Below are 23,219 nucleotides of genomic sequence, written 5' to 3'. Positions count from 1 at the left end.
TCGCCTGCCAACCGGGTACCTGCGGGGGAGAGCGGCTGGAGGAGGCGACGTGGTGGGGACCGGTGGTGTGGTCACGGCGGCCGTGCTGGCGGGCGCCGTCGCGGCGGGGGCGGGCGGGCTCGCCGCGCCCGCGGACCCGGACGAGATCTGGCGCGACTCCGGGCTGCGCGTCGTGGACCGGGCCGAGCGCTCGGACACCGAGTGCGCGCCCCACTCGTTCGGCCAGGTCCAGCAGCTGCTCGCGGCCACGCCGTGCGTCGCGCTCGACCGGGCCCTGTTCACCCTCACCGACGACCGGGGCGGCACCATCGTGGTCTCGGTCGCGTGGGTCGAGTTCGGCGACCCCGACGTGGCGCGCGAGTTCAAGCGGGTCGAGGACGTCCACGGCACGGGCGACATCGCGCCGCTCCCCGGTTCCCTGCTGCTGATGCCGGACGTCCCGTTCACCGCCCACCACTACGACTCGGACACCCTCGACGGCACGACCGTCGTGGTCGCCGAGACGGAAGCGGTGGAGGGCGGGTTCACCGCCGAGTACCTGGACGACGTGGCCGCGATCGCCGTGCGGACCCCGCGCCCCTGACCTTCAGCCCCGAGCCCCGAGCCCGGGGCCCGAGCCCCAAGCCCGGGGCCCCGGGCCTCAGCCGCACGAGGCCAGGGCGCGTTCCAGCGCGGCCCGCTCGGCCGTGGTCACGGTCAGCCCGTACTCCGCCTTGACCCCCACGTAGACCCGCCCGTACTGGCACGCGTACGCCTCGTTCGGCGGCATCCACTCCTCGGGCCTCTGGTCGCCCTTGGCCTGGTTGACCCGCCCGGCCACGGCGATCAGGTTGCGCAGGTCGTTGGCCGCCGCCACGCGCCGGTCCTGCGGCCACCCGGCCGCGCCGCTGCGCCACATCTCCGCCAGCGGCACCACGTGGTCGATCTGGATCTTCGACACGCCGGTCACGGTCTCCCCGGTGTACGGGTCGAGCAGCGTCCCGGACTCGACGCCGCACCGGCCCTCCTTGCGCCGCACGTCGGTCAGGTCGCGGGCCAGCACCTGGCTGCGCTGGTCGCACCCGTCGCCGTCGGTGTCGACCCACGGCCGCCCGAACACGCACCCGGCGCCGTCGTCGCAGTCGCGGGCGTAGCCCTCCATCCGGCCGGGCTCGGCCACCGGCAGGCCCGCCAGCAGGGTCCGCGCGGTCGGCGCGTCCGCGGTGCCCTGCGGCACCCGGTCCACGGTGCCGCCGCCACCGGGCGCGACGTCCGGCAGGCCGCCCACCGCGTCGCAGCCGGTCACCGTCAACAGCAGCGCGGCCAGCGCGGCCGTGGTCCGCCGGAACATGGGTGTCCTCCGCAGTCGTCGGGTGAGCACCCCTTACCCGTGGCCGCACCGCGGAAAACGCCGCCGGCCCACGAGGAGCAAGCGGCGCCCGCGCCCGGCGGTCGCCCCCGGCGGCCCGACGGCGCAATGATCCGGGAGGGGGCGCGGTGGTCCGGTGATCACGGCGCTGACACCGGCACGGGCACAGCCGGCGCCGAGCGGTGGGCGCGGCCGTCCCCGGCGCCGGGCCCGCACCTCGCGCCGGACCCGGTCGTCGCACTCTGCTATGTGAAACGAGACACGGATGTTTCGCACCCACTCTTCCGGGCTACCCCGGATCGCGCCGTGAGGACGGCGTGATCCACCGGTGGTTCGGGGGTGCGCGATGGACTGGGAGTTCGACGAGAACGCGATCCGTGCTCTGCGGGCATATGCCTTGCGGGTGACCCGTGCGCTCGGGCTCACCGGCGAGTCCTCCTACGTGCAGGAGGACACCGCCTACCTGGCCCTGGACGGCAGGCTGCCCGGCTTCCCCGACCGCGACGTGGCCCTGCTGTGGGACGCCGAGCGCGGCTGGGCGGTCGCGGTGGAGAGCGACAGCTCGGAGCCGCCGTTCGTGCTGGCCCGGCTGCGCGGCCCGGTGCGGCCGGAGCCCGCCGCGGTGGCGCGCTGGGTCGAGGGCCTGGACCTGGTCGTCGACGACGGGATGCTGGCGGCGAGCTGATCCGAACCGGGTCAGCGGGCGAGCCGGGCGGCCGGCGCCTCGACGCCCTGCCCGCGCAGCTCGTCCTCTGCCGCGCGGACGTGCCCGACCGTCCACTCGGGAGCCGTGAACTCGGTGCCACCGGTCGGCGCGTCGTGGATCGCGGCCCGCCCGGAACCGCCACCGCACGGCGGCCGACCGGCCCCGGTCCCGTCGTTTTCCCGGTCCCACGAAGGAAAAGGGGTCGCAGGCTCGTGCCTACGACCCCGTCGGTGGGTGCGTGCCGGGGGTCACCCGCCGGCCGGCCGGAGCTCGCGGCCGGAGGACGTCAGGTGCTCCCAGGTGCGGCCCCGCTGGCTGGGCGGCGCGGAGCCGTCCGCCGTGCAGGTCGGGTACACCAGGCCGAAGGGTACGGGTTGGTAGAACTCGTCTCCGCTGCGGATGTCGACCAGGTCGCCCACGTGTGCCATCACGACCTCCCGCGCAGTGTGGTTGAGGTGCCCATCTTCGCGCTCCTCGGTGAAACCGGGTGGGGGAGCTTCGGATACCCTTTCGCCAGGGCGAATATGCTTGGCACGCTGCGACAACAGGGTGAAAGCGTCAGCGCTCGACAGAAAAATCCACTGCTCCGTCCGGGTGGCCCGGTATATCCTCGGCCACCCCTTCGGACAGGAGTGACCGGTGTCGTTCGACGAGGCGGAGCTCGACTACCTCCGCAACCGCCCCTTCGCCCGCTTCGCGACCGTCGACGGGAGCGGCCAACCCGACGTGGCGCCGGTCGCCTGCGAGTTCGACGGCACGTACTTCTGGGTCGGCGGTCCGGGCGAGTCCTTCCGGCGCACCAGGAAGTTCCGGAACGTGGGCGCGGGCAACGACAGGGTCGCGCTCGTCTTCGACGACATGGTCTCCGCCCACCCGCTGATCGCCCGGGGCATCCGCGTCTACGGCCGCGCCGAGCAGCCCTTCGACCGGGTCGGCATGATCGGCCCCGGCACCTACGTCCGGATCACCCCCGTCACCTCCTGGAGCTGGAACATGGCGGGCGAACCCGCGGGCGAGGCCTGGTACCCGACCCGGCGGGCCGAGCACGCCGCGCCCTGAGCCTCACGCCGCCGGCCGCAGCAGCGTGATCCGGTTCGCGCCCAGCTCCGTCACGTACAGGAACCCGGTGGCCGGGCTCTGCGCGATGTCCAGCGGCTGGTTGAACCCGGTCATCCCGGTGGCGCCGGTGGTCCGGTTGGACAGCGCGCCGTTCGCGGCCACGTCGAAGAACTGGACGTCCTGCCCGGAGGAGTAGCGCACCACCAGCAGCCTCCCGTCCAGCCGGCCGCCGAACGCGCCGCCCCGGTACTCGACGACCCCGTTCGCCGAGGCGTGCACCCCCGCGTCGTAGGTGCCCGCCAGGTCGAAGTTGCGGTCCGGCGGGGTGCCCACCGGGTAGGCGTCGGTCTGGAACGGGTCCGCCGCCGACGTCGGGTTGCCGCCCGCCAGCACCCACTCGCAGCGCACCGGCGCCGGGTGGCCGTAGTACTTCCCGGGCTTCACGTCGAACACGTAGTCCGTCTCGGCCTGCGGGTTGTTCGTCACCGCGGGCACCGGTGGCCCGGTGTAGGGGCCGTCCGGCCGCGAGGCGCACGACGCGGGCAGCGGCGACGGCGTGGCGGGCGCGTTGCCGCCGGCCGCCGATCCGTTCGTCGGCACGTACAGGTGCCCGTTGCGGTGCCAGGCCAGGTCGTAGGCGTTGCGGACACCCGTGGCGTGGATGGTCAACGGCGCGTTGGCCGCGTACGGGTCGTAAGAGCCGCCGGCCCCGGTGCGCACGTTCACCGGCAGCGCCGCCGGCAGCCGCGACGGGTGCAGCTTCAGCACCGCCGCGCTCAACAGGTGCTCCGGCCGGTCGCCCCACGTCGAGTCCTGCGCGCCCATGGCGTTCATCGAGCCCTGCGTCAGGTACAGCGCGCCGTCCGGCCCGAACGCCAGCGAGTTCGTCTCGTGGTCCTTGATCGACCTCGGCAGGTCCGTGACGACCTCGGTGTAGGTGGCCAGGTCCGGCCCGCTCAACCGCGCGACCTTGCCCGACCAGTCGGGCGCGTTGGACGTGCCGCCGAAGTTGTCGGTCACCCACAGCACCGGCGCGGACGGCGTCGACGCCGGGTCGAACGCCAGCCCGATCACGGTCCGGTTCGGCGCGCCGGGCAGCCCCGCCGCGACCGCGTGGGCCCGCACGGCGTCGATCACCGTCGCGGCGCCGAGCGTCCCGTCGGCGTTGACCGGGTAGCGCCTGATCTGCCCGGTGAACGTCGCCGCGTACAGCCTGCCGTCCGGCCCGAACGCCACGCTGGTGAACGGCGCGCCGGTCGCCACCCCGAAGACCTGCTGGAACGCGACCGGCCCGCCGCCCGGCGCGGTCCCGGTGGTGAACACCGACGAGAACGGCCGGAACGCGTTGCCCGCCACGTCCCGCACCCCGTCGGTCACCGCGAACCGGTACGCCGTCGAGGCGGCCAGCGGCGCGAGCGGCGACGCGTTGACCACGTCGCCGCCCCCGCTGGTGATCACGTTCACGGGCACCGCGGCCCCGTCCGACACCCTGGTCAGCCGCACCGTCGTCGAGGACAGCGTCGCCGGGTCCACCGCACCCGCGGGCAGCCGCAGGTCCGCCACCACGGCGGAGGTCGGCGGCACACCGGTCGCCAGGTTCGCCGGCGTCACCGCGCGCACCGACGGCGACCCGTCCGGCAGCCCGTCGACGTCCACGTGGTTGAGCTTGGTGTTCGACCCGCCGCGCGGCGACAGCGTCAACCGCCCGTCGGTCACCACGACCACCCGCGTCGCCGACGCGTGCTTCGCGGTCGACGTCGGTTTGAACGCCGCCACCGCGTTCTGGTCCTCGACGTTCAACCAGTGCGCGCTGTCCACGGCCGTGCCCGCGTCACCGACCGACACCGTCACGCGGTACGCCCCGGCGGGCACGGCGATCTCCCAGCTGCCCGGCGTGGGCACGCCCGGCGACGACGCGGGCAGCTGGGCGTGCACCAGCGTCGCCAGCCGCACGTCACCGCCGCCACCGCGGTTGCGCCCGTTGCCGACCAGCGACAGCGGCGTCGTCGTGCCCAGCGCCACCCAGCCGTAGGTCTGGCCGTTGCCGCGCGGGCCGTAGGGCTCGCCGAAGTCCCGCGCGTACCCGGCCGGCGGGGCGGTCGCCACGTCGGAGAAGTTGACCCGGGCGGTGAGCGTCGCGGCGTGCGCCACGCCCACGACCTGCGAACCGAGCAGCAGCGAGACAACCAGGAGTGCGCGCACACGGGCCTCCTCGACGACGGAGACCCAGCGTCGCAAAGGCCCGACCGGCGCGGACCGCCGATCGGCGGCGCGCCCCTGCGGACTGCCGAACCGCCGGCAGGACCAACCGAACGGCCTGTTGTCACCCCGTGACCGACCGCTTACGGTCGGTTGACCGACCGATCACCCAGTGGAGGCCCGCCGTGTCGAGGAAGCTCTGGGCCGCCGTGACCGGCGCCCTCGTCCTGGCCGGCGGCGCGCTGGTCACCATCCCCCTCACCGCGGGCGCGGTCGACGACCGGCCGACCGCGGTCGTCTCCCTCGGCGACAGCGCCATGTCCGGCGAGGGCGCCGGCTCCTACGAGGACGGCACCGAGGGCGAGAACGGCAACTGGTGCCACCGCTCCACCGTCGCCATGGTGCACCGCACCCGGCTGGCCGACCGCACGGTCAACCTGGCCTGCTCGGGCGCGGACTCGGCGAACGTCTCGCTGGCCGACACCGTGCACTACACGGAGGGCTCGCAGGCCCGGCGGTTGATCGACGTCGCCCGCGAGTTCCGGGTGACCGCGGTCGTGGTCCAGGTCGGCGCGAACGACGACCCGGAGTTCGCCGACACCATGGTCGACTGCGTGATCGCGTGGGCCAACCCGTTCGGCCCCGCCTGCCGCGCCGAGCTCGAACGCGAGTGGCCGGGCAGGCTCGCCGCGATGGCGCCGAAGGTGGAGGACGCGCTGCGCGACGTCCGCGCCGCCATGGGCTCCGCGGGCTACGACAACAGCCAGTACGACCTGGTCCTGACCTCCTACGCCTCCCCGGTGACCGAGCGGATGGACCGCATCCTGCACGGCCCGCAGGGCTGCCCGCTGCGGCTGGCCGACGCCGGGTACGGGCGCACCGTGGCCGTGCCGCAGCTCAGCGAGGCGCTGCGCGGCGTGGCGTCCCGCGCCGGCGTGAAGTTCCTCGACCTGTCCCGCGCCACGGAGAACCGCGAGGCGTGCACCAAGGGCTCCACCACCAACGGCGAGTGGCAGCGCAGGCTCACCGTCGACCCGAACGCCCTCGTCAACGGCGGGCTCGACGCCATCGGGCTCCACCTGGCGCAGCAGTCGTTCCACCCGAACGCCGCGGCCCACGACCAGCTGGGCGGCTGCCTCACCGAGTTCGTCACCAGCGGCGCGGGCAGCGCGCGCTGCCTGGAGGGCGCGGACGGCAACCTGCACGCCGTGCAGTAGGCGCGGGCAACCCAGCCACCCCCACCGGCGTCATACCGGTAAGTTGGCGAGATCATCGCTTGGGGGGATCGGTGTTGGACAACGCCTTCGTCCGCGCGTGCGGACTGGCCGCGGTGGCGCTCACCGCGGCCGCGTGCACCTCGTCCGGGTCCGAGCCGCTGAACCCGGACCTGGCGCCGCGCGGCACCGTGCAGACCACGGCCAAGCCGACCAGGCAGGACCTGTCGAACGAGGTCAGCCTGACCGGCACGGTCACCATGAACCCGGTGTTCGGCATCGCCTCGCCGGTCGCGGGCCAGGTGCGCTACCTCACCGTCCCGGAACCGGCCGGCACGCCGACCAAGCCGACCCGCTTCGCCACCGTGTGGGACCGGGGCAAGCCGAACAACGTGGACGTGCCCGCCGGCGCGACGTTCGGCGGTCGCCTGGTGGACGACCGCGCCACCGTCACCGCGGGCATGCCCATCGCCTCGGCGAAGTACGCCGGCTACGGCATCGTCGCCGACATCAACGGCGAGCAGGCCTACCAGATCTCCGACGCCGCGCAGGGCACCGTGCAGGCGCAGATCAAGAACGGCCCCGGCCCCTTCGCCTGCGCCCTCCTGGGCACCATCGCCGCACTGCCGCAGGGCACCGCGCCCGCGCCGCCACCGCGAACCGACCCCACGGTGGACACCGAGATCCCGACGCAGCCGCCGGACGCGCCGCCCGACTCGCCCTCGGAACCCACGGGCCTGCGCCTGGTCTGCACCGCGCCCGCCGACGTGCGGCTGATCAACGGCGCGACCGCCACCCTCGAACTGGTCACCGCGACCGCGCAGGACGTGCTCGTCGTCCCGATCGAGGCGGTCGCGGGCGGCCAGGGCAAGGGCAAGGTCGACGTGGTCGGCCCCGACGGCGCCAAGCGGACCAAGGACGTCGAACTCGGCCTGACCGACGGCAAGGTCGTCGAGATCAGGTCCGGCCTCACCGGCGACGAGACCCTCGCCGTGCCCGGCCCCAACCTGCCGCGGGCGGCCGGCGAGTGACCCCGCTGCTGACCCTGACGGGCATCACCAAGACGCTCAAGGGCCAGGAGGAGCCGCGCACCATCCTGGCCGGCGTCGACCTGACCGTGCACAGCGGCGACAGCGTCGCCATCCTCGGCCGCTCGGGTTCGGGCAAGAGCACCCTGCTCAGCCTCATCGGCCTGTTCGACCGCCCGGACGACGGCCGGTACCTGCTGGGCGACCAGGACATCACCCGCCTCCCGGAACGCCGGGCCGCCGCGCTGCGCAGCGCCGAGTTCGGCTTCGTGTTCCAGCGCTTCTTCCTGCTCAAGCACCTCACCGCGGCGCAGAACGTGGCCATGGCCCTGGTCAACGGCCAGGGCTGGCTGCCCCGCCGCAAGCGCAAGGCGAAGGTCCTGGCCGCCCTCGACCGCGTCGGCATCGCCCACCTGGCCGAGCACAAACCGCCCAGGCTCTCCGGCGGCGAGCAGCAGCGGGTGGCCATCGCCCGCGCGCTGGTCAGGGAACCGCGCGTCATCCTCGCCGACGAACCCACCGGCGCCCTCGACACCGACACGGGCAACCTCGTCGTGGAGGTCCTGCGCCAGACCACGGACCAGGGCTGCGCCTTCGTGCTGGTCACCCACGACCGCGACCACGCGGCCAAGATGGGCCGGACCTTCCACCTGACCGAGGGCGTGCTCGCGTGATCAGGTTCTCGGGCCGGCTCCGGTCGTCCCTCATCATCGGCGGGCAGGGCATCAAGGCCCGCAAGCTGCGCACGTTCCTGTCCATGATCAGCCTGTTCATGGGCGTCCTGGCGGTGGTGGCCGTCCAAGCGGGCTCGGTGATCGCCAACCGGGCCATGTTGGAGGACGTGGAACTCCAGCAGGGCAAGGACGGCACGCGCCAGGTGTACCTGTCCCCGGAGGGCCGGACGGTCCCGGTCGCCCTGGAGGTCCTCCGCGACCGCACCGACGCCGTGGCCATGACCGCCACGAGGGCCATCATCGGCGAACCGGGCGTGAAACCCGTCAACGAGGGCGGCGGCCCCGTCGACGAACCCTCCTTCGGCCCCGCGATGACCTGCGACGCCAACGGCTGCCGCTCCGTGGACGCCGGGGACGCCGACAACCCGCCGGGCCAGGCCGTCGAGCTGGAACTGGTGGGCCTGACGGGCGACATCCGCCGGTTCCGCCCGTTCCGCCCCACCCAGGGCCAGTGGCTGGACTTCACCGGACCACCGTCCCTGTCACCGGAACTGGTCCTCAACCACCACGCGGCCAAGGCCTTCACCCGCTACAACGTCCCGGCGGAGATGCGCCTGGACGGGGCCACCGACAACCCCACCCCCCGGTTCATCGGCGTGGTGGACGACGGCGGCTACCGCCCCACCGCGTACGTGCGCTCCGACGAACTGCTCAACTGGCTCCCCGCCGCCGACCTGGCCGACCCCCGGAGCGGCCAGGGCCTCCAGGTCCTCATCGCCCCGACCGCCACCGAGGTCGAGCACACCCTCAGGGCCAGGCTCATCGCGTCCGGCACCCGCGAAGAAGCCATCGCCGCCACCACGGTCGAGACGCTGGAACGCATGTCCACCCAACTGGCCCTGATGCGCTGGATCTTCCTGGGCATGGCGGCCCTGGTCCTGCTGATCGGCGTGGCCGGCATCCTCAACGTGGGCCTGGCAACGGTGGGCGAACGCGTGGAGGAATTCGCCCTGCGCCGAGCCGTGGGCACACCCCGCCTCCTCCTGGCGGGCATAGTCCTGGCGGAAACCCTCCTGACCGGCCTCCTGACCGCAGCCCTGGCCATCGGCGCGGGCGCGGCAGCGCTACAAGCGGCGAGCACCCTCTTCAGCTCCCGCTTCCCCTCCCTGACCGACGTGCAGTTCCCCTGGCAAGCAGGCGTGGCAGGCGTCATCGCGGGCCTGGTGGCCGGCATCCTGGGCGGCCTGATCCCAGCCCTGCGCGCAGCCAGGATCCCCATCGCCACCGTCATGCGAGCCTGACCGACCCCCATCACGCGAGCTGGACTCCACCCCACCCCGCGAGCCCCTCGCACACCACCACCGAGCTCGTGTCCTCCCGTATGGCCTGGGCTGCGCCCAGGCCATACGGGAGGACACGAGCGGAAGCAGCTTTTCCTCCCCGGAGGCCTGCCCAGCGGCGAGCGACCGCTCTTATCCCGAAAACCATTTGCCGCACCGCCCAACCACCTATAAACTCACGCCCGTGACTGCCGGGTCGGCCTTGAGCCAAGCACGAGAGAGTCACCCGGCAACGGCGTGACCACCGGGTGGGCCCGAGGCCCACCGCCCCCTTTGGGTTTCCGCGCACAGCAGTGCCTTGCGTCGCCTCAACGCGACCACCTGCGACCCCAGCGCACCCCTGCGCCCACCTGCGCGACGTACCCACACCAGGGCGTTCACCAAGGCGTTCACGCGCGTTCTCAGCACACCCGCCTGAACAACCGCCCCAGCGTGCCCAGCGCTAATGCGCCGGCACCGCGCTGACACCACGCCACCCCCCGCAACACCAATCGCACATCAGCGCACAAACACGGCTGAATGAATCCGTGGCACTTCCGCCACGCCCAAAAACCCCAGGAGCAACCGCATGGATTTCAACCAGCAGGTGATCGACGAGTTCCGCGCCAACAACGGCCGCGTGGGCGGCCCGTTCGAGGGCGGCAGGCTCATCCTGCTGACCACCACGGGCGCCAGGTCGGGCAACCGCCACACCACCCCGGTCGGCTACCTGCCGGACGGCGACCGCATCCTGGTCATCGCCTCGGCCGGCGGCGCCCCGCGCCACCCGGCCTGGTTCCACAACCTCAAGGCGAACCCGGTCGTCCAGGTGGAGGACGGCGTCTTCACCTACGACGCCAAGGCGACCGTCCTCGCGCGACCCGAACGGGACGAGATCTGGGCCCGCGCCGTGGAGGCCGACCCGGGCTGGGCCGAGTACCAGACCAAGACCACCAGGCCGATCCCCGTGGTCGCCCTGGAACAGGTCGCGGGCGGCCCGCCGAACGCGTCCAGCTGGGGCGCGGCCCTCAGGCTCATCCACGACGCCTTCCGCCGCGAACTCCGGACGATCCGCCGCGAGGTGGCGGCCTCCGGCAACACCCTGGGCGCGCAGCTCAAGGTGAACTGCCTGACCGCGTGCCAGGGCCTGCGCTTCCACCACACCGCGGAGGACACCGGCACGTTCCCCGCGCTGGAGACCAGGTTCCCGGAACTGACCCCGACCATCGACCGCCTCCGCCAGGAGCACGAGCGCATCTCCGCCCTGCTGACCGAACTCCAGCAGACCCTGGACCGGAACGACCCGACCACCCTCCGCGCCGACGTCGACCGCCTGATCACCGACCTCGAAGCGCACCTCACCTACGAGGAGGAACAACTGATCCCGTTCCTGGACGCCTGACACGCGCGCGTCCCCGCTCCGGCATCGCGAACGCAGAACTCGGGGGTCCCGAGCGTTCGACACGGTGGACCGGAACGTACGACTCGCCCGGCCGGAACGTACGACACGGTCGACCGGAGCGTACGACTCGCGATGTCCGAGTGGAGGACACGCGATGCCGGAGTGGAGGACACGCGGGGTCAGGCCCGGTTGCGGCCCACGTAGAGGTCCCGGGCCCGGTAGAGGGTGTCGGAGGTCGGGCCGGAGCCGCCCGACGACCCCTCCATCTGGAGGTTGATGATGATCCACATCGGCTTGCCGACGAAGTTGGCGCCCCGGTGCTGCCCCACCCACGTGCCGTCCAGGTAGTAGTGGACGTCCACGTCCGTGGCGCTCACCTTGGCGATCCAGGCCCGGTACTCGTGCCAGGACCCGGGGCTCGCCACCGGGCGGATGGTGTTCGACCAGCCGCCGCCCGCGTTCTTGTAGGTGTTGAACCAGTTCCGGGCGTCACCCTTGTACTCCAGGATGTCGCTCTCCGGCGGCCACGAGTTCACGCCGGTCAACCAGAACGCGGGCCACGTCCCCCGCGCCGACGGAGCCTGGAACTGGCCCCTGACCTCCCAGCTCGGGAACTGGTCGTCGACCAGCACGTGCTGCTTGGCGTGCACCGCGCCCGAGTGGTACCGGATCGGCAGGTGCGGGTCGGCGGAGCTGTTGCCCTCGTCCCAGTTGATCCGCGTCGCCTTGAGCACCAGCGTGGACCCCTCCAGGTACACGTGGTTGCGATCCGTCGCGCTGCCGTACATGCGCGCCGTCCCGTTGTGGTCCGATCCCCACGGGTAGCGGTGGTTCCAGACCGACTCGAACGTGCCGTAGTTCGCGAACGAACCGCTGATGACCGTTTCCCAGGTGGCCGCCCCGGCCTGACCGGAGGTGCCCGGCGCGCCCAGTCCGAGCCCCAGGCCCAGACCTGCGCCGCCGCCCACCAGGAAACCGCGTCGACTGAGTGTCACGACGATGTGCCTTCCCTCGACAACGTTGACGAGGCGGTGTCCCCCGAACGTAGGGATCAACCCGCTCCCGCGTCAACGCCCCCCGGCAGGGGCGCGCCCTCGGCAGCGGTGGATGCGGCAGCGCGCCCTCAGTAGTGGCGGATCCCGGCGGACAGCGTCCGGGCCCAGGGCGCGTCCACCTCGTCCGCCGCGGCCGCCACCACCAGGTGGCACAACATGCCCTTGGCGAAGAACTCCTGCACCCTCGCCTCGTCCGCCCCGGACGCGCCGCGCACGTACTCGACCGTCCGGGCGTACCCGTGCTGCACGACCTCGCGCACGGCCCCCTCGGACAGCGCCGCGCACTGGGCGTGCATCTGGACCGACAGCAACGGCCGCTGCTCGGCGATCAACCGCGCGTAGGCCTCGCCCATCGCGTCGAGGACCGCCTCCGGCGTGCTGCCGCTCGCCCCGGCCACCCCGTCCGCCAGGCTCTCCCTGATCCGCGCGAAGCAGTGCTCGACCACGGCGACGAACAGGGACTCCTTGTCGGGGAACAGCCGGTACACGTACGCCTGCGAGATGCCCGCGGACTTGGCGACCTCACCGGTGGTGGTGCCGTAGTAGCCGCGGGCCGCGAACGCGCCGAGCGCGGTCCGCAACACCGTCTCGCGGCGCTCCTCGGCGGTGGAGAGCCGACGCTCGCTCGTCTTCCCGGGCATAGGAGTAATCAATCACTCACACCTCACGCTGTCAACCCGGCCGCGGGTCGGCGCACCGTCCTGCACACCTCCACCGCCACCGCCGGGCAGGACACCGAGCCCCCGCCCTCCCGACGGCGCCTCGACACCGACCCGGCCAACCCCGCCGACCCGACCGCCCCCACCCAGCCGAACACCACCCCGAGGCAGCCGGTTCCCGCCGATCCCGACCGCCCGCGCCGCTACCTTGGACACCATGCTGCTCCAGGCCGCCATCGTCGCGGTGGGCGTGGTCTACGTGCTCGCGGGCCTGGTCGGCCGCCACGCGCAGCCGCGCAACCGGATCGGCGTGCTGCTCGTCCTGGTCGGGATCGGCTGGTCGCTCGACTACCTGGTGGTGCACGACAGGTCCGAGCCGCTGCTGCTGCTGTCGAAGCAGTGGCCCGCCGTGCTGGCGCACGCGGTGCTGGCGTTCCCGACCGGCAGGCTGCTGACCGCGCCCCGGCGGTTGACGGTGGCCGCCGGGTACGCCGAGGGCGCGGTGCTGATCGTGGCGGCGTACTTCTCGCCCATCGAGCCGTGGGCGGCCGAGCTGCTGCGGTGGGAGGCGCCGATAACCGCCGTCGTCGGGTTCTCCGTGCTGGCGCTCCAGGGGCACCGCTGGACGATCAGCAGCGTGGCGCAGCGCCGGACGCTGACCGCGCTGCTGGGCGCGAGCGCCGTGGCCGTGATGGTGTTCGTCGGGTGGGAGCCGCTGGAGCGCGCGGGCCTCGACCCGCCCGTGGTGGTGCTGACGCTCGCGCTCAGCGGCATCCCGCTCACCTACCTCGTCGGGCTGCTGCGCCGCCGGATGGACCGCGGCGGCGTGGCGGACCTGGTGGTGCGGCTCAGCGGCGACCCGCGCCGCGCGGGCGTGCAGGAGGCGCTGGCCGCCACGCTGCACGACCCGAGCCTGCGCGTCGCCTACTGGGTGGCCGACCAGGAGCGCTACGTCGACGCCGACGGGCGGCCGGTCGAGCCGGATCCCGCGCACACCAGGGTGGACCGGGGCGGCAAGCCGGTCGCCGTGCTGCTGCACGACCCGGTGCTGGACCTGGAACTGGTGGACGCCGCGTGCGCCGCGGTCGGCCTGGCGCTGGAGAACGAGCGGCTCACCGCCGAGCTGCGCGCCAAGGTGCGGCAGCTGGCCGAGTCTCGCGGCCGGGTGCTGCGGGCGGCGGAGGACGAGCGGCGGCGGGTGGAGCGCGACCTGCACGACGGCGTGCAGCAGCGGCTGCTGAGCGTGGCGATGACGCTGGGGCTGGCCGAGGGCGTGCCGCCCGAGCGCGGCCGGGCGCTGGCCGCCGAGGCCAAGCAGGCGGTGCTCCAGACCATCGACGAGGTGCGCGGCGTGTGCCACGGCATCCACCCGCCGGTGCTGACCGAGCGCGGGCTGCACGGCGCGGTGCGCGAGCTGACCGCGCTGGCCGAGCACCGGGTGGAGCTGGAGCTGGACCTGCCGGACGAGGTGCCGCCGCAGGTGGAGACCACGGCGTACTACGTGGTGGCGGAGGCGCTGGCGAACGTGGCCAAGCACGCCGAGGCGACGCGCGCCAGGGTGGCGATCACCCACGACGGCGGGCGGCTGCTGGTGCGGGTGGACGACGACGGCCGCGGTGGAGCGGACCCGGCGGACGGCTCGGGCCTGCGCGGCCTGTGCGACCGGGTGGAGGCGAACGGGGGGACGATGCGGGTGGTCGGCGCGGAGGCGGGCGGCACGAGCGTGCGGGTGGTGCTGCCGTGCGGGTCGTGATCGCGGAGGACTCGACGCTGCTGCGCGAGGGCCTGACCAGGCTGCTGGTCGAGGAGGGCTTCGACGTGGTCGCGGCCGTCGAGGACGCGCCCGCGCTGCTGGCGGTGGTCGAGGAGCACCGGCCGGACGTGGCCGTGGTGGACATCCGGATGCCGCCCACGCACACCGACGAGGGCCTGCGGGCGGCTCTGCGGCTGCGGGCGCGGCACCCGGGCACCGGTGTGCTCGTGCTGTCCCAGTACGTGCGGGTCAGCTACGCGGCGGAGCTGCTGGACGCGGGCGCGGACGGCGTCGGCTACCTGCTCAAGGACCGGGTGTCCGACCTGGCCGAGTTCACCGCGGCGGTCCGCCGGGTCGGCTCGGGCGGTTCCGCCTTCGACCCGGCCGTGGTGGGGAAGCTGCTGGGGCGGCGGCGCGACGACAGCGACAGCAGGCTGACCGAGCGGGAACGCGCGGTGCTCGCGCTGATGGCGGAGGGCCGCACCAACCAGGCCATCGCGCAGCGGCTGTTCATCACCGAGCGGACCGTGGAGAAGCACTGCACCGGCATCTTCGCCAAGCTCGACCTGTCGGCGAGCCCGCACGACCACCGGCGCGTGCTCGCGGTGCTGCGCTACCTCAACGCCTGAGGACCGGCCGGCGACCCCCGGACCGGACGCCCGTGGTCCTGACCGGACGCCTGCGGTCACCGGACGCCCGTGGTGCGGTTAACCGCACCACGGGGTGGGGCTGGCCCGCTTACCCGCTGCCCGCCCGTGCTGGGAGGCTGGCCCCATGCTGCAACTGGGGGAAGTAGACGCCGCGACCCGACCACGGGCCGGCTACCGCACCGACCTGGTCACCGTGCTGCTGGGGACGTGGTTCTCCGTCGGCCTGTTCCTCGACGCGTGGGCGCACTCGAACGTGCCCGAGCTGGAGACGTTCTTCACACCGTGGCACGCGGTGTTCTACTCGGGCTTCGCCGCGACCGCCGCGTGGATCTGCTGGGTCGTGTGGCGCAACCACCAGGGCGGCGCGCGGGGCCTGGCCGCGGTCCCGGTCGGTTACGGGCCCGCGGTGCTCGCGCTGCCGGTGTTCGCCGCCTGCGGTGTGGGCGACTACCTGTGGCACACGTTCATCGGCATCGAGCAGGGCATCGACATCCTGTTCAGCCCGACCCACCTGGGCCTGATCAGCTCGATGGTCCTGATCGTGTCGACGCCGCTGTGCACCGCGTGGGGCGACCGGTCGCTGGTCGAGCCGTCGCTGAAGCAGTTCCTGCCCGCCGCGCTGGGGCTGGCGTTCGCCACGTCGCTGGTGCTGCTGTTCGCGCAGTACGCCGACGCCACCGTCTACGGGAGCGAGCAGATCGTCCGGGCGTTCAGCTTCGACAAGGCCGACGGCGGGTCGAGCGCCGCGGGCAGGCTGGCCGCGTCGATCATGGTCACCAACCTGGTGCTGGTGGCGCCGCTGCTGCTGGCCGCGCGCCGGTTCCGGCTGCCGTTCGGCACGGCGACGCTGCTGGCGTTCGTGGTGATGCTGCTCAGCACGGCGGTCGCCAACTACGACAACCTCAGCACCGCCCTCGGCTTCCTGCTGGCCGGCCTGGTCATCGACGTGCTGCTGGTGAGGCTGCGGCCCGCCGAGGACCGGCTCGCGCACTACCGGGTGTTCGCCGCGGCGGCCTCGTTCGTGACGTGGGTCGCGTACTTCGCGGCCGCCGCCGTCGACCACGGCGCGCTGCCGGCCGTCACCGAGATGTGGACCGGCGCGCCGGTCATGGCCGCGCTGCACGCCCTGCTGGTGGCCGTGCTGCTCGTCCCGACCGCCCGCCGGTGAGGGTCGCCCTCCTCGTCCTCGCGCTGCTGCTCGGCCCCGCCGCACCGGCCCACGCGCACGCCGGCGGCCTCACACCGCAGGACCACCTGAGCCGGGTGACCGCGATCGACCCGCCGCTGCCCGGCGTGACGGCCCGCATGGTCAACCACGGCACGCAGCTGGAGGTCCACAACGGCGGCGCGACCGCGCTGCTGGTCGGTGACCGCGAGGTGGGGCCCGGCGAGACCGCCCGCCGGCGCGACGAGCGCACTTCCGCGCCGGAGTGGGAGGTCCCGCTGAACGGCGGGGCGGCGGTGGTCCGCGGCCGGGTCGACACCGCGCCGGGCCCCAACCCGCTGTGGTGGCTGCTGCTCTGCGCGGCGCTCGCGCTCGGCGGCCGGGCCCTCGGCCGCGGTCGGTGGCCGCTGGCGGCGGGCGTGGTCGCGGTGACCGCGGCGCACGCGTGGCACGCGGTCGGCTCGACCCTCGCGGTGACCGGCGGGTCGTTCGTGCCGCTGCTGCTCGGCGCGAGCGGCGTCGGCCTGGTGGCCTGGCCGCTGGCCGTCGTGGCGGTGGTGGCGGCCGCGCGGCGCAGACCGGCGGCGGCGTTCGTGGCGGCCGTGGTCGGCGCGATGCTCGTGGTGGCGGGCATCCCGGACTTCGACAGCTTCCGGTTCTCGCAACTGCCGTTCGCCGGTCCGGGGAACCTGGACCGGCTGCTCGTGGCACTGACCCTCGGCGGCGGCCTCGGCCTGGCCGCCGGCGGGTTCGACCGCATGAGAAGGGAAATCCCCCGGTGATCCGCGTGCTGCTGCTGACCGTGCTCGTGCTCGCGGGGTGCTCAGCGGCGCCCGCGGAGGCCCCGGAGGCCCCGGCCGAGCCGCTGGTGCTCCGGCTGTCGGTCGACGAGGCGTCGCCGCACCGCGTCGAGGTGGCGCTCGGTCGGGCCGTCGAGCTGACCGTGACCAGCCGGGAGCCCGCGGAGGTGCACGTGCACGGGTTCGACGTGCTGGCCGCCGCCGAGGACGGCAGGCCCGCCGAGCTGCGGTTCACCGCCGACCGGACCGGCACGTTCGACGTGGAGGCGCACCCGGACGCGCTGCTGGTCCAGCTGGTGGTGCGGTGATCGCCCTCGCCCACGGCGTCGGCGCGCGGCACGACCTGCCGCTGCCGCTGGACCTGGTGCTCCAGGGCGCGGCGGTGGCGCTGCTGGCGTCGTTCCTGGCGCTGGGGCTGCTGTGGACCGAACCGAGGTTCGAGGCGGCCCCGCGGGCGCCGGTCCGGAACTGGTGGCCGGTGCGGCTCGCGGTCGCGGTCGGGCTGGTGCTCGTGCCCGGACCGGCGTGGCCGCACCTGGTGTTCGTGCTGCTCTGGGTCGGCGTGCCGCTGCTGTCGGTGCTGGTGGGGCCGGTGTGGCGGGTGCTCAACCCGTTGCGCCTGGCCGCCCGGTTCTCCCTCGGCCGCGCCTACCCCGAGCGGCTCGGGCACTGGCCCGCGGCGGTGGGCCTGTTCGCGTTCACCTGGGTGGAGCTGGTCGAACCGGGCGCGCTGCCGTGGTTCCTCGTCGCCCACGCCGCGGTCGGCGTCGCGGGCGGCGTGGTGTTCGGCGACGCCTGGTTCGAGCGGGCCGACGGGTTCGAGGTGTTCTCCACGCTGCTGGGCGCGCTGTCGCCGCTGCGCGGCAACCCGTTCCGCGCGCTCGTCGCCACGCCCGTGCGGCCGGGGCTGGTGGCGGTGGTCGCGGTGCTGCTCGGGTCGACCGCGTTCGACGGCATCGGCTCCGCGCCGAGCTGGGAGCGGCTGGGCGCGCCGGACACCGCGGGCCTGCTCGCGGCGGTGCTGCTGGTGGCGGGGAGCTACCTGCTGGCGTGCCGGGCGTTCGGCGGCGAGCTGGCGCACTCGCTGGTGCCGATCGTCGCGGGGTACGTGGTGGCGCACTACTTCTCCCTGCTCGCCGTGGAGGGCCAGCGGGCGGTGGCGCTGCTGCTCGGCGTGACCGGCTTCGTGCCGGACGACGCGCTCGCCGCGCCCGCGCTGGTGGCGTCGGTGCAGGTGGGGGCGGTGCTGGCGGGCCACCTGCTCGGCGTGGTGTCCGCGCACGACCGCGCGTTGCGCCTGCTGCCGCCGCAGCGGCACCTGACCGGCCAGGTCCCGCTGCTGGTGTTGATGGTCGGGTACACCTCGGGGGGCTTGGCGCTGCTGTTCGCCGGGTGAGCGCGGAGCACCCGAACCGGGTAGCGCTTGCTGACTGTCCGTCGCAAAGCTCCTGACACTTTCGGATCATGCGATTACCCCTAATAGGGGGGTGAGTCCGCACCCAGGCGGAGCGCTGACGCCCCTGGCGGTGGCGCAGCGCGCCTATATCACCTGACGGATTGGCATTTTTCGGCACACGGATGAACGAGCTTGTTCCTGCGGTCGGGCGATCACTACGTTGGTCGAACGTCGGAATTGCGGATCTGTGCAATTCATTCCGCGGTGCGAGAGGGCCGAAATGAGCTTGTACGTCACAGGTCTGCTGTGGGTCGGCGGCGCGGCCGTCATCGCCGCCCTGGTGGCCTACCTGATCCGCCGCTACGGGGACGAGGGCGGCCGGCCGGACAACAACGAGGCCGCGGGCCAGGTGTTCACCATCGTGGCCGGCCTCCAGGCGGTGCTGGTCGCCTTCGTGCTCATCGCCCTCTTCGACGCCGTCACTCAAGCGGGTGATTCCGCGTACCAGGAGGCGGACAGCCTGGTGGCCGCGTCGTGGGCGAGCGACGCTTTGGGTACGGGAACGGGCGAGGAGGTCCGGCAACTCTCCCGGGCCTACGCGGTGACCGTCATCAACGAGGAGTGGCCGGGCATGCAGACGGGCGCGGACTTCGCCACCTCGACCGGGTGGGCGCAGCTCGACGAGCTGCGCCGGGTCGTGGCGCAGGCGCCCACCGAGGACGAGTGGCAGGTCGGCCGCAAGGCCGAGGCGACCGACCAGCTGTGGGAGGTCTACGAGGCGCGGCAGGCCCGGCTCGACGCGGCGGGCGGCGAGGTCACCACCGTGGTGTGGTTCGTGCTCATCACCGGCAGCGTGCTGTCGATCATCCTGGCCCTGCTGTTCGGCGGCCCGCTCATCCGCACGCACGTGCTCATCGTGGCCACCCTCGCCGCGACCATCACCCTCCTGCTCTACGCCACCTACCAGCTCCAGAACCCGTTCGGCGGCGGCGCGGGGGTGTCGCCGGACGCGTTCGAAGCCGCGATCGAGCGATTCGGATGATCGAGCTCCTCGCGCTCGCCGCCTGCGCCACCATCCAGGTGGAGGCCGGTGGGCACGGGCCGTCCTCGGTGTTCGAGGTGCGGTTCCCGGAGGGCTCGTCCACCCCGCTCGGCACGCTGGACCGGCGTCTCAACGCCATCGGCTACTCCCACGCGCAGGCCCTCGTCTACGGCGTGGACGACGACGGCCGGCTGGTCGCCCTGAACCGCGCGGGCAGGCTGGTCGGCACCCCGACCGAGCCGGTGCACCTGCTGCGGCACGCGGTGGCCGGCGCGGTGGTGGGCGAGCGGCTGGTGGTGCGGGTGGGGCCGTGGCTGTACTCGGTCGACATCAACCCGGCGAGCCCGGGGTACGGGCGCATCTCGCACGAGGCGACGTTGCGGTCGGCCGAGGGCCTGAGCGTCGACGACTTCGACCACAACGCCGCCGACGGCCTCCTCTACGGCGTGTCCACGCACGGGCGCGGCTCCGTCGTCGTGGCGATCAACCCGACCACCGGCCGGGTGACCAGGGTGCCGGGCGTCGGCAGGCTGCCGGGCGGGTCGAGCTACGGCGCGGTGACCCTGAGCCGCGACGGCTCGCTCTACGTGACGAACAACCGCCTCGACGGCCGCAGCGTGCTGTACCGGGTGGCGCTGGACGGGTCGGGCACGGTCACCGAGATCACCTCGCGGCGCAGCCTGAACACCATCGACTCGTCGGGCTGCCTGGCGGCGCCCCCGGTGGTCGACCCACCCGACCCGACCCCGACCCCGACCCCGACCACACCCCCCACCACGACGACCCCGCCCCCCACGACGACCCCGCCGCCCACCACGACCCCGCCCCTCACCACGACCCCGTCGCCGCCGACCACGACACCGGCGCCCCTCCCGGTCGTCCCGCCACCGCCGCGACGCACGACCACACCCACGACGCCCCCGACCACCTCGCCGCCGACCAGGCCGGCGGCGGCGCCGGAACCCCCGGGCCCGGTGCCGGGAGCCCTGCCGGCGGGGCCGCCGGAGGACATGAAGCTCCCCGAGCGGAAGAACACGGAGGAGCCGGCGCTGCGCAACAACGTGCGCGACCAGCGCCGCTGGGGCCTGACGGCGATCCTCCTGATCCTGGGCGCGGCAGCCATGGGCCGCCAAGCGGCCCGCCGCCGCTGACCCGCGACCCGCTGACCGGCCGCCGCCGCCGACCCACCGCCGGCCCGCGACCCGCTGACCGACCGCCGGCTCGCCGCTGCCTGGGTCCGCCGCCGGTCTCCGCCGCCGCCGCGTTCCGGTCGCCAGGCGCCCACCGTGCCTGACCGCGCCCGGCCGTGACCAAGTACGTTGTCGCGCAACGACTCCTGGCCCCCACCCCCGATCACGCGGGCTGCGCGGGTCCTCCGAAGGTAGGACTCCGGCGAGTACGGTCGAAGGACGTGCCGGGGACGGCCGCAATCATACGTTCGGGGTATGAGCGGTCGAATTGCGGCGCTGGATGTGCTGCGCGGAGTGGCGATCCTGGGAACGTTAGGCACGAACGTGTGGGTGTTCACGCACCCGGACGGGGCAACGGGGTTCCTCAACCTCATGGGTGGTGCGGGCGATGACGGCGGGGCGCTGCTGCGCCTGCTGTCGAACGGGAAGTTCCTCGCCCTGCTGTCGATCATGTTCGGCATCGGGCTGGCCATCCAGCACCGGTCGGCGCTGCGGCGGGGCGCCCGCTGGCCCGGCTGGTACCTGTGGCGCTCGGCCCTGCTGCTCGTCGAGGGCCTGCTGCACTACGTGCTGATCTTCGAGTTCGACGTGCTGGTGTTCTACGCCGTCGTGTCCGTCGCGGTCGCCTTCCTGGTCGGCCGGAGCACGCGCGTGGTGAGGGGCTGGGCGATCGGCGTCGGCCTGGTGCACGTGTCGCTGGTCGCCCTGGTCACCCTCGCCCTGGTGTCCGGCGCGGCCGAGCTGACCGGGGGACCGGTGCTGCCGGTCGACAGCTGGTGGACCCAGGTCCAGGACCGGGTCGAGCACTTCGCCCACTTCCGCAGCGAGGCGTTCTTCGTGCTGCCGCTGAGCACGGTGCTGTTCCTGGTGGGCGCGCGGCTGTTCCAGGCCGGGGCGCTGGAGGACTCACCGCGCGGCCTGCGCCTCCAGCGCCGCCTCGTGGTCTGGGGCCTGGGCGTCGGCGTGCCGCTGAACGTGCTCACCACCCTGGCTGGCCCGGACTGGTTCGCGGTGGACCGCTACGCGTGCGCGCCGCTCGTGGCGTTCGGCCTGCTGGGCGGCATCACGTGGCTGGTCAACCGGATGCGGGCCGAGCCGGGCGTCCTGCGCGCCGGTCTGGGCGCGGTCGGCCGCGCCGCGCTGAGCTGCTACGTCGCGCAGAACCTGCTGGCGTCCGCGCTCTGCTACCCGTGGGGCCTGGGCCTGGCGACCCGCTTCGGCGGCGTCTGGTTCACGGTCGCGGTCTGGTCCACCGTCTCCGCCTTCCTGGTGGTGGGCGCGTCCTGGTGGCTGTCCAGGTTCTCGCGCGGCCCGCTGGAAGCCCTGTGGGACCGCGCCTACCGCGCGCCGCAGCGGCTCGCCCGGTCCCCGGAGGTCGCCCGGGGGTGAGGTCCTGTGCAGGGGCCCGCCGGTTCCCCGCCGCGGCGCCCTCCGGTTCTCCCCCCGGACAACACTGAGGTCCGCCTCATGGTCGCCGCTCCCGCCCCTCCGTAGCGTCGACCCCATGATGATCAAGTCTGTGGCGCTGGCCGTGGTCCTCACCGCGGCCGGCGCCTCCCCCCTGGAGCAGCTCGACACCTGGGTCGACAACCGCTGGGCCTCGGCGGCCCTCGTGCGGGTGGAGGACGACGCCGGCACGAGGGCGCACGCCGCCGGGGAGGCCCGCGAGGACGGGCACTTCCGCATCGGCAGCGTCACCAAGACGTTCGTGGCGACCGTCGTGCTGCAACTGGTGGACGAGGGCCGGGTGGGCCTGGACGACCCGATCTCCCGGTACGTCGACGGCGTGCCGAAGGGCGACGAGATCACGGTGCGCCAGGTGCTGAACCACTCCAGCGGCCTCTACGACTACGCCCACGGCGAGGGCTGGTCCACCAACCGCTGGCGCGGCGTCGAGCGGTTCCGCCCCTACTCGCCGCGCCGGCTGCTCGCCGAGGCGTTCCGCCACCCGTCGAACTTCGACCCGGGCACGAGCTGGCGCTACTCCAACACCAACTACGTCGTGGCCGGGGCGCTCGTCGAACGGGTCACCGGGCGGCCCTACGGCGTCGAGGTCGCCGATCGGATCATCACGCCCCTGGGCCTGCGGCACACCAGCGTGCCGGGCCACCGCCCCGGCCTGCCGCGCCCCCACGCCCGCGGCTACGCCGAGGTGGACGGCCGCCTGGTGGACGCCACCCTGATGAACCCGTCGCTGGACTGGGCGGCGGGCGAGATGATCTCCACCGCCGGCGACCTCACCCGGTTCCTCGACGCCCTGCTGGGCGGCGACCTGATCAGCCAGCCGGCCCTGGCGGAGATGCGCACCACCGAAGCCACGGGCTCGATCTTCGCCTACGGCCTGGGCCTGCAACGCTACGACCTGCCGTGCGGCACCTCGGTCTGGGGCCACGGCGGCGAGCTGATCGGCTACCTCACCTACGCCGTCCGCGCCGACGACGGCAGGCGAGCGGTCCTCTCGTACAACCCGCTGCCGGGAGAGGTGCCCGCCGAAGCCGTGATCGGCCTGTTCAGCGCGGTGTTCTGCCCGAAGTGACCGGCCCGGCGTGACCGGCGGTGT

Annotated in this window: 23 protein-coding genes; 18 read left to right on the top strand and 5 right to left on the bottom strand. The window is 73.6% G+C overall.

Annotation, left to right across the window (positions count from 1 at the left end; genetic code table 11):
• The first annotated feature begins 49 nt into the window (after positions 1 to 49).
• Positions 50 to 583 carry a hypothetical protein gene (locus tag ABD223_RS10440; protein ID WP_344035834.1) on the top strand — a complete coding sequence of 178 codons (534 nt, stop codon included), beginning with the start codon at positions 50 to 52 and terminating at the stop codon, positions 581 to 583.
• A 57-nt stretch (positions 584 to 640) separates the two neighbouring features.
• Here the strand turns inward: ABD223_RS10440 and ABD223_RS10435 are convergent, their stop codons facing one another.
• Positions 641 to 1,330 carry an HNH endonuclease family protein gene (locus tag ABD223_RS10435; RefSeq protein ID WP_344035832.1) on the bottom strand — a complete coding sequence of 230 codons (690 nt, stop codon included), beginning with the start codon at positions 1,328 to 1,330 and terminating at the stop codon, positions 641 to 643.
• 364 nt (positions 1,331 to 1,694) lie between these two features.
• Between ABD223_RS10435 and ABD223_RS10430 the strand changes: the two genes are divergently transcribed.
• Entirely contained in the window at positions 1,695 to 2,033 is a 339-nt protein-coding gene (locus ABD223_RS10430) for a DUF6292 family protein (RefSeq protein ID WP_344035831.1), read from the top strand.
• A 269-nt stretch (positions 2,034 to 2,302) separates the two neighbouring features.
• Here the strand turns inward: ABD223_RS10430 and ABD223_RS10425 are convergent, their stop codons facing one another.
• On the bottom strand, positions 2,303 to 2,482 hold the full coding sequence (locus tag ABD223_RS10425) for a hypothetical protein (RefSeq protein WP_344035830.1): 180 nt from the start codon (positions 2,480 to 2,482) through the stop codon (positions 2,303 to 2,305).
• Between the two features lie 211 nt (positions 2,483 to 2,693).
• On the opposite strand from ABD223_RS10425, the gene ABD223_RS10420 reads away from it, so the two are divergent.
• Positions 2,694 to 3,113 (top strand): PPOX class F420-dependent oxidoreductase, encoded by a 420-nt coding sequence (locus ABD223_RS10420; RefSeq protein ID WP_344035829.1) that lies wholly within the window; start codon positions 2,694 to 2,696, stop codon positions 3,111 to 3,113.
• A gap of 3 nt (positions 3,114 to 3,116) precedes the next feature.
• On the opposite strand, the gene ABD223_RS10415 is transcribed toward ABD223_RS10420, so the two are convergent.
• A complete protein-coding gene (locus ABD223_RS10415) occupies positions 3,117 to 5,315 on the bottom strand; it encodes a PQQ-dependent sugar dehydrogenase (protein WP_344035828.1) in 2,199 nt (732 codons plus the stop codon).
• A 182-nt stretch (positions 5,316 to 5,497) separates the two neighbouring features.
• Here ABD223_RS10415 and ABD223_RS10410 point away from each other — a divergent pair, with 182 nt between their 5' ends.
• The 5 genes from ABD223_RS10410 to ABD223_RS10390 all read left to right on the top strand — a co-directional run bounded on the left by ABD223_RS10410 (position 5,498) and on the right by ABD223_RS10390 (position 10,949).
• On the top strand, positions 5,498 to 6,529 hold the full coding sequence (locus tag ABD223_RS10410) for a GDSL-type esterase/lipase family protein (RefSeq protein WP_344035827.1): 1,032 nt from the start codon (positions 5,498 to 5,500) through the stop codon (positions 6,527 to 6,529).
• Between the two features lie 71 nt (positions 6,530 to 6,600).
• Positions 6,601 to 7,557, top strand: a complete 957-nt coding sequence (locus ABD223_RS10405) for an efflux RND transporter periplasmic adaptor subunit (protein ID WP_344035825.1) — start codon at positions 6,601 to 6,603, stop codon at positions 7,555 to 7,557.
• Positions 7,554 to 8,228: an ABC transporter ATP-binding protein gene (locus ABD223_RS10400; protein ID WP_344035824.1), complete on the top strand. Its 675-nt coding sequence runs from the start codon at positions 7,554 to 7,556 to the stop codon at positions 8,226 to 8,228. The genes ABD223_RS10405 and ABD223_RS10400 overlap by 4 nt, the downstream gene beginning before the upstream one ends.
• Positions 8,225 to 9,529, top strand: a complete 1,305-nt coding sequence (locus ABD223_RS10395; protein ID WP_344035823.1) for an ABC transporter permease — start codon at positions 8,225 to 8,227, stop codon at positions 9,527 to 9,529. Before ABD223_RS10400 ends, ABD223_RS10395 begins: the two co-directional genes overlap by 4 nt.
• A 607-nt stretch (positions 9,530 to 10,136) precedes the next feature.
• Positions 10,137 to 10,949 carry a nitroreductase/quinone reductase family protein gene (locus tag ABD223_RS10390; protein ID WP_344035822.1) on the top strand — a complete coding sequence of 271 codons (813 nt, stop codon included), beginning with the start codon at positions 10,137 to 10,139 and terminating at the stop codon, positions 10,947 to 10,949.
• Between the two features lie 179 nt (positions 10,950 to 11,128).
• Here the strand turns inward: ABD223_RS10390 and ABD223_RS10385 are convergent, their stop codons facing one another.
• Together ABD223_RS10385 and ABD223_RS10380 are read right to left on the bottom strand one after the other, a co-directional pair.
• Entirely contained in the window at positions 11,129 to 11,944 is an 816-nt protein-coding gene (locus ABD223_RS10385) for a glycoside hydrolase family 16 protein (protein WP_344035821.1), read from the bottom strand.
• 128 nt (positions 11,945 to 12,072) lie between these two features.
• Complete coding sequence (locus ABD223_RS10380; protein WP_344035819.1) at positions 12,073 to 12,645, bottom strand: TetR/AcrR family transcriptional regulator; 573 nt, start codon at positions 12,643 to 12,645, stop codon at positions 12,073 to 12,075.
• A 235-nt stretch (positions 12,646 to 12,880) separates the two neighbouring features.
• Here ABD223_RS10380 and ABD223_RS10375 point away from each other — a divergent pair, with 235 nt between their 5' ends.
• The 10 genes from ABD223_RS10375 (at position 12,881) to ABD223_RS10330 (ending at position 23,195) form a co-directional block, all read left to right on the top strand.
• Entirely contained in the window at positions 12,881 to 14,416 is a 1,536-nt protein-coding gene (locus ABD223_RS10375; protein ID WP_344035818.1) for a sensor histidine kinase, read from the top strand.
• Complete coding sequence (locus ABD223_RS10370; RefSeq protein WP_344035816.1) at positions 14,404 to 15,045, top strand: response regulator transcription factor; 642 nt, start codon at positions 14,404 to 14,406, stop codon at positions 15,043 to 15,045. Before ABD223_RS10375 ends, ABD223_RS10370 begins: the two co-directional genes overlap by 13 nt.
• A gap of 145 nt (positions 15,046 to 15,190) precedes the next feature.
• Positions 15,191 to 16,234, top strand: a complete 1,044-nt coding sequence (locus tag ABD223_RS10365; RefSeq protein ID WP_344035815.1) for a hypothetical protein — start codon at positions 15,191 to 15,193, stop codon at positions 16,232 to 16,234.
• Positions 16,231 to 17,013 carry a hypothetical protein gene (locus ABD223_RS10360; RefSeq protein ID WP_344035814.1) on the top strand — a complete coding sequence of 261 codons (783 nt, stop codon included), beginning with the start codon at positions 16,231 to 16,233 and terminating at the stop codon, positions 17,011 to 17,013. The genes ABD223_RS10365 and ABD223_RS10360 overlap by 4 nt, the downstream gene beginning before the upstream one ends.
• Positions 17,010 to 17,339, top strand: a complete 330-nt coding sequence (locus ABD223_RS10355; protein ID WP_344035812.1) for a hypothetical protein — start codon at positions 17,010 to 17,012, stop codon at positions 17,337 to 17,339. Before ABD223_RS10360 ends, ABD223_RS10355 begins: the two co-directional genes overlap by 4 nt.
• Complete coding sequence (locus ABD223_RS10350) at positions 17,336 to 18,427, top strand: hypothetical protein (protein ID WP_344035811.1); 1,092 nt, start codon at positions 17,336 to 17,338, stop codon at positions 18,425 to 18,427. The genes ABD223_RS10355 and ABD223_RS10350 overlap by 4 nt, the downstream gene beginning before the upstream one ends.
• 280 nt (positions 18,428 to 18,707) lie before the next feature.
• A complete protein-coding gene (locus tag ABD223_RS10345) occupies positions 18,708 to 19,469 on the top strand; it encodes a bestrophin-like domain (protein WP_344035810.1) in 762 nt (253 codons plus the stop codon).
• Entirely contained in the window at positions 19,466 to 20,620 is a 1,155-nt protein-coding gene (locus ABD223_RS10340; protein ID WP_344035809.1) for a DUF6923 family protein, read from the top strand. The genes ABD223_RS10345 and ABD223_RS10340 overlap by 4 nt, the downstream gene beginning before the upstream one ends.
• Before the next feature lie 294 nt (positions 20,621 to 20,914).
• Positions 20,915 to 22,048, top strand: coding sequence for a DUF418 domain-containing protein (locus ABD223_RS10335; protein WP_344035807.1), 1,134 nt, complete (start codon positions 20,915 to 20,917; stop codon positions 22,046 to 22,048).
• Positions 22,049 to 22,163: 115 nt separating this feature from the next.
• Entirely contained in the window at positions 22,164 to 23,195 is a 1,032-nt protein-coding gene (locus tag ABD223_RS10330; protein ID WP_344035806.1) for a serine hydrolase domain-containing protein, read from the top strand.
• Positions 23,196 to 23,219: the final 24 nt, after the last annotated feature.

The sequence above is a fragment of the Saccharothrix xinjiangensis genome (assembly GCF_039527585.1).
In the GTDB taxonomy this organism is placed as follows: domain Bacteria; phylum Actinomycetota; class Actinomycetes; order Mycobacteriales; family Pseudonocardiaceae; genus Actinosynnema; species Actinosynnema xinjiangensis.
This window is presented reverse-complemented; position numbering and strand designations above follow the sequence as displayed.

Bases quoted from the DNA above. Each gene is read 5' to 3' on its own strand.
- ABD223_RS10435 (WP_344035832.1), bottom strand. From the start codon at position 1,330: ATGTTCCGGCGGACCACGGCCGCGCTGGCCGCGCTGCTGTTGACGGTG.
- ABD223_RS10430 (WP_344035831.1), top strand. From the start codon at position 1,695: ATGGACTGGGAGTTCGACGAGAACGCGATCCGTGCTCTGCGGGCATAT.
- ABD223_RS10425 (WP_344035830.1), bottom strand. From the start codon at position 2,482: ATGGCACACGTGGGCGACCTGGTCGACATCCGCAGCGGAGACGAGTTC.
- ABD223_RS10390 (WP_344035822.1), top strand. From the start codon at position 10,137: ATGGATTTCAACCAGCAGGTGATCGACGAGTTCCGCGCCAACAACGGC.
- ABD223_RS10380 (WP_344035819.1), bottom strand. From the start codon at position 12,645: ATGCCCGGGAAGACGAGCGAGCGTCGGCTCTCCACCGCCGAGGAGCGC.
- ABD223_RS10375 (WP_344035818.1), top strand. From the start codon at position 12,881: ATGCTGCTCCAGGCCGCCATCGTCGCGGTGGGCGTGGTCTACGTGCTC.
- ABD223_RS10365 (WP_344035815.1), top strand. From the start codon at position 15,191: ATGCTGCAACTGGGGGAAGTAGACGCCGCGACCCGACCACGGGCCGGC.
- ABD223_RS10345 (WP_344035810.1), top strand. From the start codon at position 18,708: ATGAGCTTGTACGTCACAGGTCTGCTGTGGGTCGGCGGCGCGGCCGTC.
- ABD223_RS10340 (WP_344035809.1), top strand. From the start codon at position 19,466: ATGATCGAGCTCCTCGCGCTCGCCGCCTGCGCCACCATCCAGGTGGAG.
- ABD223_RS10335 (WP_344035807.1), top strand. From the start codon at position 20,915: ATGAGCGGTCGAATTGCGGCGCTGGATGTGCTGCGCGGAGTGGCGATC.
- ABD223_RS10330 (WP_344035806.1), top strand. From the start codon at position 22,164: ATGATGATCAAGTCTGTGGCGCTGGCCGTGGTCCTCACCGCGGCCGGC.